This window comes from Pedobacter sp. KBS0701, assembly GCF_005938645.2.
GTDB lineage: Bacteria > Bacteroidota > Bacteroidia > Sphingobacteriales > Sphingobacteriaceae > Pedobacter.
In genome coordinates this window covers 1,369,851-1,386,311 of the sequence record NZ_CP042171.1, presented here as the reverse complement: position 1 = coordinate 1,386,311, position 16,461 = coordinate 1,369,851, and the positions used below count along the sequence as shown (strand labels likewise).

12 protein-coding genes and 1 pseudogene are annotated in these 16,461 nt (G+C 36.6%); 8 read left to right on the top strand and 5 right to left on the bottom strand.

Going from position 1 to position 16,461, the window contains the following annotated elements; genetic code table 11:
- Positions 1 to 72: 72 nt before the first annotated feature.
- From FFJ24_RS05485 to FFJ24_RS05475, 3 genes and pseudogenes are all read right to left on the bottom strand, one after another.
- Positions 73 to 798 (bottom strand): annotated as a pseudogene (locus FFJ24_RS05485) (M12 family metallopeptidase); the annotation flags it as partial.
- A 106-nt stretch (positions 799 to 904) separates the two neighbouring features.
- Positions 905 to 1,111 (bottom strand): hypothetical protein, encoded by a 207-nt coding sequence (locus FFJ24_RS05480; RefSeq protein ID WP_138823298.1) that lies wholly within the window; start codon positions 1,109 to 1,111, stop codon positions 905 to 907.
- Positions 1,112 to 1,623: 512 nt separating this feature from the next.
- A complete protein-coding gene (locus FFJ24_RS05475) occupies positions 1,624 to 4,788 on the bottom strand; it encodes a carboxypeptidase regulatory-like domain-containing protein (protein ID WP_138823296.1) in 3,165 nt (1,054 codons plus the stop codon).
- Between the two features lie 602 nt (positions 4,789 to 5,390).
- Here FFJ24_RS05475 and lpdA point away from each other — a divergent pair.
- From lpdA to FFJ24_RS05455, 4 genes are all read left to right on the top strand, one after another.
- Complete coding sequence (gene lpdA / locus FFJ24_RS05470; RefSeq protein ID WP_138823294.1) at positions 5,391 to 6,779, top strand: dihydrolipoyl dehydrogenase; 1,389 nt, start codon at positions 5,391 to 5,393, stop codon at positions 6,777 to 6,779.
- Positions 6,780 to 6,966: 187 nt separating this feature from the next.
- A complete protein-coding gene (locus FFJ24_RS05465) occupies positions 6,967 to 7,806 on the top strand; it encodes an MBL fold metallo-hydrolase (RefSeq protein ID WP_138823292.1) in 840 nt (279 codons plus the stop codon).
- Complete coding sequence (locus FFJ24_RS05460) at positions 7,807 to 8,367, top strand: GNAT family N-acetyltransferase (protein WP_138823290.1); 561 nt, start codon at positions 7,807 to 7,809, stop codon at positions 8,365 to 8,367.
- Between the two features lie 111 nt (positions 8,368 to 8,478).
- Positions 8,479 to 8,838 carry a hypothetical protein gene (locus FFJ24_RS05455; RefSeq protein WP_138823288.1) on the top strand — a complete coding sequence of 120 codons (360 nt, stop codon included), beginning with the start codon at positions 8,479 to 8,481 and terminating at the stop codon, positions 8,836 to 8,838.
- Positions 8,839 to 9,371: 533 nt separating this feature from the next.
- Here FFJ24_RS05455 and FFJ24_RS05450 read toward each other — a convergent pair.
- Positions 9,372 to 9,560 (bottom strand): hypothetical protein, encoded by a 189-nt coding sequence (locus tag FFJ24_RS05450; RefSeq protein WP_138823286.1) that lies wholly within the window; start codon positions 9,558 to 9,560, stop codon positions 9,372 to 9,374.
- 129 nt (positions 9,561 to 9,689) lie between these two features.
- On the opposite strand from FFJ24_RS05450, the gene FFJ24_RS05445 reads away from it, so the two are divergent.
- The 4 genes from FFJ24_RS05445 to FFJ24_RS05430 all read left to right on the top strand — a co-directional run bounded on the left by FFJ24_RS05445 (position 9,690) and on the right by FFJ24_RS05430 (position 15,034).
- Complete coding sequence (locus FFJ24_RS05445) at positions 9,690 to 10,217, top strand: ferritin (protein WP_138823284.1); 528 nt, start codon at positions 9,690 to 9,692, stop codon at positions 10,215 to 10,217.
- 1,312 nt (positions 10,218 to 11,529) lie between these two features.
- On the top strand, positions 11,530 to 12,978 hold the full coding sequence (locus FFJ24_RS05440; protein WP_138823282.1) for a circularly permuted type 2 ATP-grasp protein: 1,449 nt from the start codon (positions 11,530 to 11,532) through the stop codon (positions 12,976 to 12,978).
- 10 nt (positions 12,979 to 12,988) lie between these two features.
- On the top strand, positions 12,989 to 13,924 hold the full coding sequence (locus tag FFJ24_RS05435; protein ID WP_138823280.1) for an alpha-E domain-containing protein: 936 nt from the start codon (positions 12,989 to 12,991) through the stop codon (positions 13,922 to 13,924).
- A gap of 111 nt (positions 13,925 to 14,035) precedes the next feature.
- Positions 14,036 to 15,034 carry a transglutaminase family protein gene (locus FFJ24_RS05430; RefSeq protein ID WP_138823278.1) on the top strand — a complete coding sequence of 333 codons (999 nt, stop codon included), beginning with the start codon at positions 14,036 to 14,038 and terminating at the stop codon, positions 15,032 to 15,034.
- Positions 15,035 to 15,079: 45 nt separating this feature from the next.
- Here FFJ24_RS05430 and FFJ24_RS05425 read toward each other — a convergent pair whose 3' ends face one another.
- Positions 15,080 to 16,411, bottom strand: a complete 1,332-nt coding sequence (locus FFJ24_RS05425; protein WP_138823276.1) for a hypothetical protein — start codon at positions 16,409 to 16,411, stop codon at positions 15,080 to 15,082.
- Positions 16,412 to 16,461 lie beyond the last annotated feature (50 nt).

Here is a 16,461-nt window from a genome sequence, read left to right as displayed (position 1 = left end):
CGTTGAAACTATTTGAGCCTTATACATTTGATAAATTACACTTTAGATTTCTCTTAAGTTCATATTTATAACTTATAGCCTACGCCATTTTTTAATCTGATAGGAAGAAATAAAGTGGAAAACATAATTACCATAGTCAAGTCTATACTCATCTCTGGATTCACCTAAATATACTTCATTAGCTCCAGCTGGAGCAATTACAGTCCTACTTTCATTTATCTCCGTGGTGCGACCAATTTCTTCATGAGTATAAATATATTTTAATATTGGCTTTTGAAGAACTACTTTAGTTGTATAACTTGCATCACTGAAAAATTCTGCTTTATTAATATAGATGTGACGCGCATCATCAATATTACTATAAGAGTTAACATCATCATAAACTTCCGAAATTCTAGCATAAACTGAGGGTGAATATAAATAGTTCACCCCATCAATATCCCCCTGAGATATATAAGAATTATACCCCCAAGTAGTTCCATTTTTTCTAGTCATTTGTGGTGACGTATTTGAACCTACTCTTGCTTCTGGCACACTTGAAGGATATAACATCACCGAATTATAATCAAATGTTCCTATTTGAAATCCAGATCTACCTAGCACATCATAAGTTTTGTATTGATCTTTCCAATCATTATTGATATTGGAAAAATCGATATTTATATATTGATCGCGGTCAGTTCTGGTTTGTTCGTGCATTAGCCCCACGGCATGTCCAATTTCATGGATGACCGTAGATTTATCTGCACCTGTGGATAATCTAATGAGCTGCTGCCCACCTACCATACCTAATTGAGAATCGCCGCCCCCATGGGTGGAGCTCCTTGAAAATTAACATAATTAGCCTGGTTTGTTCTTTGTAGAAAACGTATTGGCGTGCTGGCCTCCCAATCGCTCATCGCATTTAAGATATCTGAACTATGCTGGCATCATTAATCACATAATAAATGATGCCACCAGGCCATAACTTTTGAAATTCAGCGGTAAAAGTACTCCTGTGTGTAGTTTCTTTGCCACTGCCTACTTTATTATACTCCAAATAGGCAATTTGGTCTTTTGACAAAACAACATCACCGCCAACAACATATTCTCCTCTGTTATTAATGGCCACTGTTACCTGGCCTCCATTTTTTAAATGATAGGTAATGGTTTTCCCCGGAGCCTCCTGTTGTTCTTCCTTAATTGAAGCTTTCTTTTTACAAGCACTCGAAAAATAATAAGCACTACAATAGCATAATAGATTTTTTTCATGTTTAGATGTTCAAAAAATTAATTCATATTGATTGATTTAAATAGATAAAACAATAATGACTTATTAAAAAGGCACAGAAGTTTAGGCTTGTAGAGTTTAATTAGCACTGGCGTGGCAAACTAATTCAAGCAGAACAGGATTATTCTAATTGGCGAAAGGAATATTTTCGTAGAGAGCATGTGTTTCATAATAGCTTTTTTGTTTTCCGTATTAAAAATACACATCAACAATTAGCAATTATTATTTTTACATGAAGTAGTTATTTTATTACGCAAAATACTTCAATGGATAGACAATCAGCTAGTTTTAAAATGGTAGTAAACAACAAAGCCCCGATCGAATGATCAGGGCTTCTAATGCTGTATTCCGTATTAATTAAAGTTATAACGAATACCAACTTGTCCTTGCCATCTTGATAGAAATGAAGATGGTGCATACGGAACACCACCAGTTGGTGCTCTGAATGTAAAACCACCGCCACTAGTTGTTACGTAATTGATAAGTGAGTATGCAGTATTATTGATAAAATAAGATCTGCCCCAATCTTTATTAATCAGATTACCAACATTAATAATATCAACAGAAAGCTGTAATGAATTTTTAGTGCCTTTAAATACAATACCTAGGTCTTGCATAATGCGAACATCAAACTGATGTTCCCATGGCATTCTCGCAACATTACGCTCAGAATATTGACCTCTAATTTTACTTAAATAAGGATCGTTACTAATATAATTATCCAAAGCAGCCCATTGTTCAGCTACCGATTGAGCAGGTAAAGAACCTGAAGCAGCTAAAGGAATTAATTTAATGTCACTTAAGGTACGAGGTACAAAAATCAAATCATTACTTGGGTTCCCTGATGAAATTGAATTATCTCCGTTCAGATCTCCATTATAGATATATGAGAATGGGGTCCCAGATTTACCTACGTAGAATAATGAAAAAGTAGTTGCTGAAGCTTTATTTTTACCATATTTAATTGAGTAATTTAAAGCTCCAACTATTCTATGACGAAGATCATAGTTAGAATAAGCTAAAGGCGGGTTTTGCGGATCTCTAGAAATTAACACACCTCCGAACCCAGAACTTGCTGTGCTACTAAAACCTGAGTTAATATCTTCTGATTTCCCGTAGGTATAGGCAATCGAAGCATATAATCCTAGGTCAAATGATTTTTGCAACTGAGCAGTTACATTATAAGCTGAACCGCTTCTCGTATTCTGTAACAAATAAACTTCAGTAAACTTAGCTCCGTTTACTCGACCGGCCGTTGTATTTACAAAAAGTGGACGGGTATCTGCACCACCTGACAAAGCGGGATTAATCGATGCTACAGAAGGTTTAATATTTAAATTTTTATATGAAATATTGTTAACTGTAGAAGAATATAATCCTTCGATAGTTGCCTGAACTCCACCAGGTAATTTAAAATCAACAGCTAAATTGGCTCTAAAAACCTGAGGTAACTTGAAATTATTATCAATTAAACTAATTTGCGAAGTTGTACCAGCAACACCACCAGCAGCCGATTGATTATTTACATCTGGAATAAAGGTTCCTGTACCAATTGGTGCGCTAACAGAACTAGTTAACATACCGTTTCCTGAGAATTGATTAGATATCCATACAAATGGAGCACGACTTGTTAATAATCCACCTCCACCTCTCAATTGAACCGAACGATCTCCTGTTAAATCCCAGTTAAAGCTCAAACGAGGAGAAACAAGTATTTGACCACTTGGAACCTGATCAGTTTTGTAGTTAGGAAAAGTAGCAACGACATCAGGGTTAGCTAATGGAGTATCAAAAATTAATGGCACATCTACTCTTAAACCAGCGATTAATTTAAAACCTTTAAAAGCATCTATTTCATCTTGAAAGTAAAATCCTAACTGTGCAGCGCTAAATCTAGCTGCAGGTCTTGGATCTCCTGGAATTTTTGAAGTACTTGTAGCTGCAGAAGGCTTAGTATTGGACTCAAAGTCCGCTAAGTTATTCCATGCATAACTTCCGGCTAAATTATTCACAAATAAGTTTCTAATTTTATAAAACTCATTGTGTGTACCAATTGTGAAAGTATGTTTGTTTGCGAAAATTTTAAAATTATCAGTAAATTCGAAAATATCCTGGTCTAATTCATTCGCTGTTGAAGATGCTTCTGAACCTAATGTAGCAGACTGACTGCCAGTACCTAAACCATTAATTCTGATTTGAGGGAATAAATCGCCAACAGTAGCTCTTGTATCTCTAATTCTAGAGTAACCAACAATTAAATTATTCGATAAAGTACTTGAAATAGCACTTCTTAACTCTAATACTGAATTATTTTGTTGATCATTAAAGCGATATAGATTACTTGCGAATCGGAAAGATGTTGCACTTCTAGAAATGTTATCATCATAAGCTTTAATATAGTTATGACGCAAGGTTAATTGGTTTTTTGAATTGATATTCCAATCTATACGAGCAAATAATTTATCATTTCTAGTTTCTGCATCAAATGCATCAATACCACCAGCATCGTACCCGTAGCGATCTTTAGCAACTTTAGCAATTCTTAAAAGCTCAGCTGTAGAAACTGCACCAACATCGCCTGAGTTAAAAGTTGTAGGTTGAACAATACTTTGTCTTTCAGCACTAACAAAGAAGAATAACTTATCTTTAATAATTGGGCCACCTACTCTTGCGCCGTAAGTAAAATTATGGAAAGGTAATGCTTTGGCATTTGTACCATCAACACTTTTACCAATTGTGTTTTGATTTCTTCCGAAAAAATAAGCTGAACCTTCTACAGTATTTGATCCTGATCGGGTTACAGCGTTAACACCACCACCAATTGCATTACTGTTCGTAACGTCAAATGGAGCTAAAACAATCTGAAGTTCTTGAATCGCATCCAAAGAAATCGGTTGTGTATTTGCCTGACCACCTGGCGCACCTGTACTTCCTAAACCAAAAGCATCATTATTTACGGCTCCATCAATAGTTAAGCCATTAAAACGATTGTTAATACCACCAAATGAATTACCATTAGCTTGCGGTGTTAAACGTGTAAAATCTTGTAATGAACGTGATAGAGATGGTAGGCTTTGAATTTGATCCTTACTAACATTGGTAGAAGCACCTACTTTCTTACTGCTAAATACGGCATCTCTTTTTCCAGCAACCACAACTTCTTGTAGTTGTTTGCCATTTTCACTTAAAACAAGATTTAATAAGTAGGGCTCACCTAACTTTAACATTGCTCCAGTTACTTTTTCAGGTTGATAGCCAACAAAACTGATTTCGAAAATATAAGGACCGCCTACACGCATGTTATTAATTACAAAACGGCCATCATTATTTGTTGACACAGAATATACTGTACCAGTTGGCGTATGTGTTGCTTTAACACTCGCTCCAGGTAAGGCGCCTTTGGCATCCTTAATTGTTCCTGTCATTGATGATGAGGTTACCTGTGCATTTGCACCAATGGTAACACTTACAAATGCAACAATAACCAGTACTAATCTTAAAAGTAAAGATTTCTTCATACTTTGTTTTTTAAATGTTTTTTGTTGTTGAATAATCTAATTAATGATATTAAGCTGCAAATGTCCTAATTAAATTTAACACATTTTAACATCTAATGTTAAATTATTATTAAGTCAGGCAAAACTTTTCAACATTTAACACATATTGAGCAGATTATAACTTTCAGTTTATCAATACTTTGACCATATAAATAGATTATTCATAACAAAACCTTTGACTAGTTATAATTTACGCATAAAAGACGATGTAATGTTGGTATTTTTCCAATAACGCCTGTAAACAATAACTTTTTATGTAAAAACACGATAAATTAAACCTATCGTTAAATATTTACTTTTCATCGGCAAAAGCACAAACACTAATCAACAGGCAACCATAAATTTGAGGCAACAATATTCAATCATTGTAATTTTTAACAGTTATCTCAATATTCACCGAAGCCAATTGACATTTTTTTTTTAGTTTTGAGCGATTGTTGCAGGATGAAGATCTTTTAAATTTTGTAATCTGGATGTAGACAACCCGTATTAAGGGATAATTGAGCAGATTACAGGTATAAAACAATTAAAAACAAATCTCTTTAAAATAGATTAAAAAACAGATGAATTACGACGTTATTGTTTTAGGCAGCGGCCCAGGTGGTTACGTAGCTGCAATCAGAGCTTCTCAATTGGGACTAAAAGTTGCAATTGTTGAGCGTGAATCATTAGGTGGTATTTGTTTAAACTGGGGCTGTATCCCTACTAAAGCACTTTTAAAAAGCGCTCAGGTTTTCGAATATATTAATCATGCTGCTGATTACGGAATTACTACTGCTGGTGCAACTGCAGATTTTGCTGCTGTGGTAAAACGCAGCCGTGGCGTTGCTGATGGCATGAGCAAAGGCGTTCAATTTTTAATGAAAAAAAATAAAATTGACGTCATTATGGGCACTGGTAAAGTAAAACCAGGAAACAAATTAGAAGTTAAAGGTGCGGATGGTTCTCAACAGGAACTAAGTGCTAAAAATATCATCATTGCTACAGGTGCCCGTTCAAGGGAACTACCTAACCTGAAACAGGATGGCAAAAAAATTATCGGCTACCGCCAGGCCATGGTACTTCCTGAATTACCAAAAAGCATGGTAGTAGTAGGTTCTGGAGCTATTGGTGTAGAGTTTGCTTATTTCTATGCGACCATGGGTACCAAAGTAACCATTGTAGAATTTATGGATAACGTTGTTCCGGTGGAAGACGAAGATGTATCTAAACAATTGTTACGCAGCCTGAAAAAAGTGGGTATCGATGTAATGACCTCAGCAAGTGTTGAATCGGTTGATACCAGCGGTGCAGGTTGTAAAGTTTCTGTTAAAACTGCTTCGGGTATGCAGACTATCGAGGCAGATATCGTGCTTTCGGCAGCAGGTATTGTAGCTAACATCGAAAACATTGGTTTAGAAGAGACAGGGATCAAAACAGAGAAAGGCAAAATTGTTACTGACGAATTTTATAATACTTCAGTTAAAGGTTATTATGCCATTGGCGACGTAGTAGGCGGACAAGCTTTAGCGCATGTTGCTTCTGCAGAAGGCATTATCTGCGTAGAGAAAATCGCTGGTCAGCATGTTGAGCCGTTAGATTATAACAACATCCCGGGCTGTACTTATTGCACACCAGAAATTGCTTCAGTAGGTTATACCGAAAAAGCAGCAAAAGCAGCTGGCTACGAATTAAAAATCGGTAAATTCCCATTCTCAGCATCAGGTAAAGCCAGTGCTGCCGGTGCTAAAGATGGTTTCGTAAAACTAATTTTCGATGCTAAATACGGAGAATTATTAGGTGCACACATGATTGGTGCCAACGTTACTGAAATGATCGCCGAAATTGTAGTTGCCCGTAAATTGGAAACTACTGGTCATGAAATGATTAAATCTGTTCACCCTCACCCAACCATGAGCGAAGCCATTATGGAAGCTGCCGCTGATGCCTACGGAGAAGTGATCCACCTATAAGGCAGAAGGTTTAAAGGTGGAAGGCTTAAGGCCAACACCACAAATAAAACCAATATTATTACAGAAACTCTTTAGTTAATCCTAAAGGGTTTTCTTATTTTTAGCCAATTCCAATCTTGATATTTAATAATAGCTTCTTGATACTCGATACTAAATACTTGATACTGGACTACTCGATACTAAAAAAATGAAACTCCACACCATAAACACAGGCTTATTTAAATTAGATGGCGGCGCAATGTTTGGCGTTGTACCCAAGGCCATCTGGCAAAAAACCAATCCTGCCGATAGCAATAACCTTTGCACCTGGGCCATGCGCTGTTTATTGATAGAAGAAGGCAACCAGTTAATTTTAGTGGATACTGGGATTGGAAATAAACAGGATGAAAAATTTTTCAGTCATTATTATCTGCATGGTGATGATTCTATGGAAAAATCGCTCTCCAAATTGGGTTTTAGCACTGCAGATATTACTGATGTTTTCCTGACACACCTGCACTTTGATCATGTGGGCGGAGCTATTATAAGAGAAGACGAAAAACTTTCACCAGCTTTTAAAAACGCTACATACTGGAGCAACGAAAAACACTGGCAGTGGGCAGTAGAGCCAAATGCAAGGGAGAAAGCTTCTTTCTTAAAAGAAAACATTCTTCCGATCCAGGAAAGCGGGCAGCTTAAATTTGTGCCGGAAGAAGAAAGTATCGAATGGCAAAAAAATATCAATATCAGTTTTGCTTACGGCCATACTGATGCTATGATGTTACCCAAAATCAGCTACAAAGGCAGAACCATCGTGTATATGGCTGATCTTTTGCCTTCAGTAGGTCACCTGCCCCTGCCCTACGTTATGGCTTATGATATGTTCCCTCTAAAAACGTTAACCGAAAAGCAGACCTTTTTAGAAGAAGCCGTTAACAACAACTATATATTGTACTTAGAGCACGATCCCATTAACGAATGCTGTACCCTCCAACGCACCGAAAAGGGAATCCGCGTGGCAGAAACCTTTAAGCTAAGCGACGTATAAATGATCAGACCAGCAACACCTTCAGATGCTACAGTTGTAGTGCCATTGATTATCCGGGCCATGGACAAACTGGCTCAGAAACTAACCAATGTTGAAGATGAAAATATAATCAATCAGATATTCAGCTACTTCTTTATTCAACAGGGCAATCAATACAGTTATGAAAATACACTGGTTTATGAAGAAGAAGGTAAAGTCTTGGGATCACTGAATGCTTATGATGGAGGAAAACTGCCCGAACTCCGCAAACCATTTCTTCATTATGTAGCCGCACACTACCATGCAAATGACGTCAACCAAGGCACAGAAACCGAAAATGGAGAGTTTTACCTGGATAGCATCAGCGTCAATCCAGAAGCCCAGAGAAAAGGAATTGGAAAACAGCTGATTAAAGCAGGTATAGACTGGGCTAAACAACTTGGCCATCATAATGTTGGCCTATTGGTAGAACAAAATAATCCAAACGCATTAAGGCTTTACGAAAAAATGGATTTCGTTATCCAGAACGAGAAACAGTTTATGGGAGGATTATACCATCACATGGTTTTTAAAATAAAATAATTAGCCTCTGGGCATCATCTCTGTACTGCTAAACGCCTAACCCCAACCGCTTCTAAATTTATTTTGGTTTTTATTTGTATTTAATCTAAATAATACCAATTTTTGTAACCGATGGAAAAAGCGTGTATAGATATTAACCAACTGGTTAACGTATTCTCAAATACCCATGGTTCAATTTATCAGTCAGATAAGTTAAACTGCTTTTATGTAGATTTTGGCGGTAAATTTGCACGTTTCAATTGCCTGTCTCTTCTGAAATTAAAAGCTGTTGTAGAACAGATTGATATTGAAGCACTCCTTTTAAATACCCACAAAGCCGATTTCGAACTGGTTACCTTTAATGGTTGCGAACACATCTATTTATTAAGTGCATTGGAAATTATTGCCTTAAAAGATCTGTTGCATGGTACTTTCACCATGTTCAAACTCAACCACATCATCAGCGACTGCCTCTATAGATTAGTTTACTAGTTCATTAGTCATTTGTCCATTGGTAACTGAAAATTGCCGGCTATTCTTCGGGTTAATTGTTTAAGTTGGTTAACTGCTAATATTAAACAGCCAGTTTAAAAGCGTTAACTCAAAATTTCCTGCTTACCTCACTGCCATTCAATAATTGCTTGGTTATCCATTCTGTGCGCCGAGGCCTTATCATAAATTGGAATTCAATTGAATTTGCCACGTTGAGCCTGGCCTGTACTGAGCTTGGCGAAGTATCGAAAAGCCTTGTGAAACATTTAAAACAATCCTTTCAACAAGCTACCATTGACAGATTCCAAAAAAAGCTCGTCATCTCGACCGGAGCAACGCGAAGTGGAGAGAGCTATCAAAATAGATTTTGCTTCGAAGAGCCTCCTCGGTCTCGACTGCGTTACCGATGTAAAATCGGTACAGGCAGCACTCCGCTCGAAAGGACGAAAAATTGAGTTTTTTTTTAAAAACACAGATTAATTACTGTCACTTATGTTGATTTTTACACAATAAACTATCTCTCAGGATGACGATCACCAGGTAGATTTCGATATATTACCACTCTCTGATCCTAAATTATTCACATGATTTAATTCATTGGAAACTACTGACTGAAAATTGCCAACTGAAAACTGATCTTTATCCTTCTGATCCTCAACCACTATCCGTCTCGCGTTATCCTTCCATTTTCCATCATCCGTCTTACCTCTTACATGATCCATTCCACCTTATTTAAACTGATTACAAATAACTAATTATCAGCAATTTAGACTAATTTCATATTACAAATAAATCACACAATCTGGTTAATTTGATGTTACATTTGTATTATTAGTTAAGCAAAGAAAATTATGAAAGACTTAATGCGCATTAAATGTTTAATATCACAGGATATTGAAACATTATTAAATCAGCAGATCAAAAAAGAAGCACACTCTTCATCACTATATTTATCCATGTCATCCTGGTGTGACCAAAATGGATTTGATTTTTCAGCAGATTATTTCTTAAAGCAATCTGAAGAAGAAAGAGTACACCAATTGAAATTGTTCAAATATGTTTTGGATATGGGTGGAAACGCAATATCTCCGGAAGTTTCTGGCATCAAAACCGAATTTGCCGGATTCAGAGAAGTTTTCGAAGATGCTTTAGAAGCAGAGATTGCCATTACCCAGAGTTTTAAAAACCTGGCTGCTAAATGCCATAAAGAGCAGGATTTTGTAACCATGGAATTTTTGAACTGGTTCTTGAAAGAACAACGCGAAGAAGAGTATAAAGCACGCAGAGCATTAGAATTATTCGAAGTGATTGGCGAAGAAGGTACCGGAAGATGGGAAATCGATAAACATGTGAATAAAATTACTTATTCTGAAGAATAACAACAACAAAACATATATTGAAAGCTATCCAAATCAGGTAGCTTTTTTTTGTATAAAAAATTTGACGAAGTACCAGTACTACAGCATAAGATCGCCACATGCGCGAGGATGAGGACATTTGTTAATCCTTAGCTCAATACCTGTTTAATCTGCGTTTCTTATCTTCTTAAATCTGCGGAAAAAACTTTAAACCACAAAATTAGTTTGTTTCCCGCTGATGACGCGGAAAAGGGCCGCAGATTTAAAGGGAATTTATAAGTTATAAAGGGAATTGTAAAGCATACCGCATTAAGATTCCCGCATAAGCGAGGATGACGACATTTCTTAGCCCTTAACTCAATACCTGTTTAATCTGGGTTTCTTATCTTTTTAAATCTGCGGGAAAAACCTAAATGCAAATTCATTTGTTTCCCGCTGAGGACGCAAAAAAGGCCCGCAGAACTAGAGGGATTGTATAAGTTATAAAAGGGAAAAGCATATAGCATTAAGATTCCCGCATAAGCGAGGATGACGACATTTCTTAGCCCTTAACTCAATATCTGTTTAATCTGCGTTTCTTATCTTCTTAAATCTGCGGGAAAAACCTTAAATGCAAATTCATTTGTTTCCCGCTAATCGCGCAGAAAAGGCCCGCAGAACTAGAGGGATTGTATAAGTTATAAAAGGAAAAGCATACCGCATTAAGATTCCCGCATAAGCGAGGATGACGACATTTCTTAATCCTTAACTCAATATCTGTTTAATCTGCGTTTCTTATCTTCTTAAATCTGCGGGAAAAACTTTAAACCACAAAATTAGTTTGTTTCCCGCTAATCGCGCAGAAAAGGACCGCAGATCTAAAAGGATTTTATAAGTTATAAAAGGAAAAGCATATCGCATTAAGATTCCCGCATGCGTGGAGATGACAAAACTACTACCCTCCACCAAGCTTTATCCTACAGTTAACCGATTGAAATAAATATAAAAAAAGAAAAGCCCCAGTTATCTGGAGCTTTCTTGGTTTAGGTTGTTTGGTTTATGTTGATTATGAATAAGTCTTGAAGTTTTATAAAAAAAGCGCCGTTGCCAGCGCTTTTTTTAAACCAAATATATAATAATAATTAACGAGCATTACAAAAGTACAAACTTTATCCATACCAGCAAGTATTTTTATTAAAAAATTTAATTTTTTTATAAAAAATTAGATAAAACACTAATATTAAGACAATAAAAATCAAATCAACAGACATAATTAACTACAAAAACAAATATTTACCCTTAAAAGCTATTTATTTAGTCAAAAAATTATAATTTAAGGAAATATTTAAGCGAAATGATAGAAGATTTTATAAAAAATTATTTTAATCATCCCAAAACTTACGATGAAATGTTTCTAAATGGTGATAATTACAGAAATCACTATGCAAATTTCATCAGCAATTTCTCTAAAGAGTCTCTCGAAAATCTAAACAAAAAGGAAGAACTCGCTAAAAAGCTATTTATGAGTCAAGGTATTACCTTTACGGTATATGATAGCGGTGAAGGCATCGAAAAAATCTTTCCTTTTGATATCATCCCGAGAATTATTACTTCCATCGAGTGGTCTTTCATAGAAAAAGGAATAAAACAAAGGCTAAAAGCGCTAAATCTTTTCCTTAAAGACATTTACAGCAATCAATTTATCTTAAAAGATCAAATTGTACCCATAAATGTAATTTATTCTTGTCCGCACTTTTTAAGGGAGATGCACAATGTAAATGTATTGCACGATATTTACATCCATATCGCCGGAATAGACCTGATCAGAGATCACGATGGCACGTTCTACGTACTGGAAGACAATCTCCGAACCCCATCAGGTGTTAGTTATATGCTCGAAAACAGGGAAATTACCAAAAGGCTGTTCCCCGACCTGATTCCGCAGTGCGGCGTAAGGAGCGTAACCGAATATCCTGCCATATTATATAAAAATTTAATGAGTCTCTCTCCCAGAGCAGTTTCGAACCCAACAATTGTACTGCTGAGTCCGGGCATGTATAATTCTGCCTATTACGAACATACTACCCTGGCCCGCTTAATGGGGGTAGAATTGGTAGAAGGGCGTGATCTGGTAGTTAAAAATCAAAAGGTATTTATGAAAACCACCACCGGCCTGCAGCAGGTTGATGTAATTTACCGGAGGGTGGATGATGATTATCTCGATCCTTTAGTATTTAATCCAAACAGCGTACTGGGCGTAGCAGGCCTGATGGGTGCTTACCGTAAAGGTAATGTAGCTATTATTAATGCAGTAGGCAATGGCGTAGCCGACGATAAAGCCGTTTACACCTATGTACCAGATATGATCAGGTATTACCTGAATGAGGAACCTATATTAAAGAATGTACCCACCTATCAGCTCAGCAATAAAGATGAGCTTGATTATGTTTTTGCAAACATTAATACCATGGTAATCAAAAAAACCAACGGAAGTGGGGGTTACGGCATGTTAATGGGGCATGCGGCCAGCGAAAAGGAAACCGATGAATACAAAATTGAGGTACTGAAAGATCCGCGCAACTTTATTGCCCAACCCACCATCAGCCTGTCTTCCGCGCCGTGTTTTATTAATGGGAAACTGGCTCCGCGCAGAATAGACCTCCGCCCCTTCGCCTTAAATGGACCAGATGGTATTTCGATTGTTCCGGGAGGCTTAACCAGGGTAGCCTTAAAAGAGGGTTCACTTGTGGTAAACAGTTCGCAGGGCGGTGGCAGTAAAGATACATGGGTTTTAACTTCTTAGAATACAGAATATGTTAAGTAGAGTGGCATCAAGCCTATATTGGTTAAGCAGGTATGTTGAGCGCAGCGACGGCATGCTGCGTATGTTAAAAATAAATTACGCTTCCTCACAAGATACCATACAGGAATTCACCTGGAAACCCGTAATCAGGATTTTTTCATCTGATGACGAAAATGAACTATTGAATATCCAGCATGATAGTCGCGCCGTGATCGAATACCTCCTGTTAAACCGCGATAACCAGAATTCGATTTTAAACATCGTTACCCTTGCGCGTGAGAATGCAAGGAGCGTACAGGAACATATCCCCAAAGACTTATGGCAATGTTTAAACGAATATTACCATGCGGTTAAAGACGAGAAATTATTGTGGTACGTACAAAAAGATGATCCGGTAACAGCCCTGGATGTTTTGATTAAACAGGTAATGTTATATCATGGCACAGCCGACAGCGTAATGGAACGTGGTGAAAGCAGAAGTTTCATGAAAATCGGCAAACATTTGGAAAGAAGCATCCAATCTATCGATATCCTGGACATTAAATTCAGTTCGATCAGCAACAATCCTGACCTGCTGACTGATATCGCCTATTGGAAACATTTATTACTATCATTGGGTGGCTATGAATTATACCTGAAAACCTATCGCCAGGGATTTGATGCAAAAAACATTATCGAACTGGTAATGCTTAATAACGATTTTCCGCGTTCGGCATTATATGCGATGAACAATATTGAAAGATATTTTAACCGGTTAAAGAGCGAAAGTAATATCGAACACTACAATAACCTGTCTTTTAAAATAGGACGCTTAAAAAGTATGATTACCTATAGCTCAGTTAACACCATGAACGAAGAGCAATTACACCATTACCTTACAGAAATCAGGGCCGAACTCTTCGGCATCGGAAACCTGCTAAATGAATATTATTTCGCAAATTCATAAACAGTTTTTTAACCATAGATAGACACAATTAACATAGATATGATTTTCCTTTACTGATTTCTCATCTGTGTTTATCCTTTTTATCTGTGGTAAAACATAACAATAAACATTATGCCAATTTTCAAAATCAAACATATTACCAATTATAAGTACGAATTACCTGTTCGGGATAGTGCGAATCAGATTATTCTATTTCCAATTAAAGATGATTTTCAGAAAGTGGTTAAACACGACCTGAATATCTCTGGAAGCCCGGAGATTGAAATTTTTATTGATTATTACGGCAATGAAGTGGGCACTTTTACCCAAAACGAACCGCACACCCAACTTAAAATCTTTTCGAAGGTAAGTGTAGAAACTTTTCCGAAGCCTTTGCCACAGGATGATATGTTTAGCAGCGAGCAGTGGAACAGCTTAAGCGCCCTAAAATTTGAAGTACCCTTTATCGATTATTTACGGCAGGAAAGTTTTGACGGGATAACTCAATTAAAGGAAACAGCCCTGAGCATTAAAGGTCGTGATGATACCCCTTACCAAACCGCTATAAAATACTGCGCGGATGTTTTCAACAATTTCGAATACATTAAAGGTGTAACGGCAGTTGATACCACCATTGAGGAGATTCTAAAACTAAAAGCGGGCGTTTGTCAGGATTTCGCACATGTATTAACCGCCATGCTGCGTTTAACGGGCATCCCGGCACGTTATGTAAGCGGTTATATCTGCCCTAACAGAGACGGCATGCGGGGCGAAGGCGCAACCCATGCCTGGGCGGAGGCTTACCTGCCCGAATATGGCTGGCTAGGTTTAGACCCGACCAATAATTGCATTGTAAACGAAAACCATGTCCGCCTGGCGGTAGGCCGGAATTTTACCGACTGCTCACCCGTAAAAGGGGTTTATAAAGGCGGCTTCGAACACATCATGGAAGTTAATGTATCTGTAGGTTATAATGATGAAGATTTTAACGATCAGGAAACTTACTTCCAGCCAAAAGAGGTGAATTACAGCAAACCCACAGGATCAATAATTACCGGGAGAACCAAAAACAGCTATCAGGAGTACATGGAAGCCATGCAGCAGCAACAACAGCAACAACAACAACAGTAGGCAGTTTATAGTTTTATATCATCAGCCATAAAAAGCAGTAGAAATCTATTCTAAATTTCTACTGCTTAAAATTTCATCAATCTTTTCATTTTCAATAATCCACATCCCTATCCGTTCATCGGTAATTCCATTCATAAGATTATAGGTAAATGTAGGTTTGTTGTGCTCCATTTTGGTAGATAGATATTTAAACATAATACTTTCATTCTCCTTTAATATTTCGGCAACCTCAATAATATGAGTTGAAATCATGAAATAACAGTCTTTTATTGCAGAAAATGATTTAATCACAGATAAAGATCCGTCAAATGCATCTTTAACATTCGTACCCCTAAACAGCTCATCAAAAATTACAAAAATATTTTTAGAAACTTTAATCTTCTCTGCAACATACTTTACCCTTAAAACTTCATTGTAAAAATGGCTAAACCCTTCATTTAAATTATCAGGCAAGTTTATGGTCGACACCAATCCTTGCCAAATTCCTGTCTCCATATAGGTTGCAGGAACAGGAAAACCTAAATGAGCCAGATAAACAGAAATCCCAACAGATTTTAAAAAAGTAGATTTCCCAGCCATATTACTTCCCGTTAGGAAACAGACGTTCTTACCAATTTCAAATTCAATATCATTAGCAACCGGGTGATTTAAAAAAGGATGAAAAACACCTTTAATACGCAGATGGGACTCTTTTGCATTTACATTTGGCAAGGCTAAATTGTATTTCCTGGCTGCCTTAACAACAGCATAATAGGCATCAATTTGGTAAACTAAATCTAAAAACCGCTTGATTGTCATTAGCTCAGATCCCCTAAACATAAAATCCAGCTCTTCTAATTCGAATAAGTTAATCTTTTTCTCAAACCGCTCAACAATAGCTTTAATTAATTTTTGCTTAAATAAAATTCCAGCAACCTCATTAAATTCTTTAACCAGCGCAGGCTTAACCTCTTGATCTAGTGTCGCAAAGACTTCAGTAAGCTTCTTAAGCAAAGAGATAATTTCCTTTATGCCTTTTTCTTTTAAATAATATGCCTGATTTGGATAAAAGAAATAATTGATAGACTTAGTTAATGCCGAAATCTTTGAATAGAATTTGATTTTACCATTCTGCTCCAGATAACTTTCAATAAAGTCTATGTTCGTATAGTCAAAGTTTAAATCTTCGTTATAATTGGATAGATATTTGATTAAACCTTGTCTTTCCGTAATGATCTTAATATCTGTGGAAGGCAATCTGAAAATTTCAGATAATTTATCATTGCCTTTAATTGTAGAAGTAAGTTTGAACAGAGAAAAAATACTTTTATTTAAGCCATGAACCTCAAATATGTTTAAATCAGTTAGGGTTTGTTTATCTATATCAAACTTATTCATGAGGTGCTGTAGATGGATATGTTAAAATTGTCTTTAGCTGTAAATCTTTT

What these genes read in the sequence shown, in the direction of transcription:
- FFJ24_RS05475 (WP_138823296.1), bottom strand. Translation starts at nt 4,788, where the DNA reads ATGAAGAAATCTTTACTTTTAAGATTAGTACTGGTTATTGTTGCATTT.
- FFJ24_RS05450 (WP_138823286.1), bottom strand. Translation starts at nt 9,560, where the DNA reads ATGGATCATGTAAGAGGTAAGACGGATGATGGAAAATGGAAGGATAAC.
- lpdA (WP_138823294.1), top strand. Translation starts at nt 5,391, where the DNA reads ATGAATTACGACGTTATTGTTTTAGGCAGCGGCCCAGGTGGTTACGTA.
- FFJ24_RS05445 (WP_138823284.1), top strand. Translation starts at nt 9,690, where the DNA reads ATGAAAGACTTAATGCGCATTAAATGTTTAATATCACAGGATATTGAA.
- FFJ24_RS05465 (WP_138823292.1), top strand. Translation starts at nt 6,967, where the DNA reads ATGAAACTCCACACCATAAACACAGGCTTATTTAAATTAGATGGCGGC.
- FFJ24_RS05430 (WP_138823278.1), top strand. Translation starts at nt 14,036, where the DNA reads ATGCCAATTTTCAAAATCAAACATATTACCAATTATAAGTACGAATTA.
- FFJ24_RS05460 (WP_138823290.1), top strand. Translation starts at nt 7,807, where the DNA reads ATGATCAGACCAGCAACACCTTCAGATGCTACAGTTGTAGTGCCATTG.
- FFJ24_RS05455 (WP_138823288.1), top strand. Translation starts at nt 8,479, where the DNA reads ATGGAAAAAGCGTGTATAGATATTAACCAACTGGTTAACGTATTCTCA.
- FFJ24_RS05440 (WP_138823282.1), top strand. Translation starts at nt 11,530, where the DNA reads ATGATAGAAGATTTTATAAAAAATTATTTTAATCATCCCAAAACTTAC.
- FFJ24_RS05425 (WP_138823276.1), bottom strand. Translation starts at nt 16,411, where the DNA reads ATGAATAAGTTTGATATAGATAAACAAACCCTAACTGATTTAAACATA.
- FFJ24_RS05435 (WP_138823280.1), top strand. Translation starts at nt 12,989, where the DNA reads ATGTTAAGTAGAGTGGCATCAAGCCTATATTGGTTAAGCAGGTATGTT.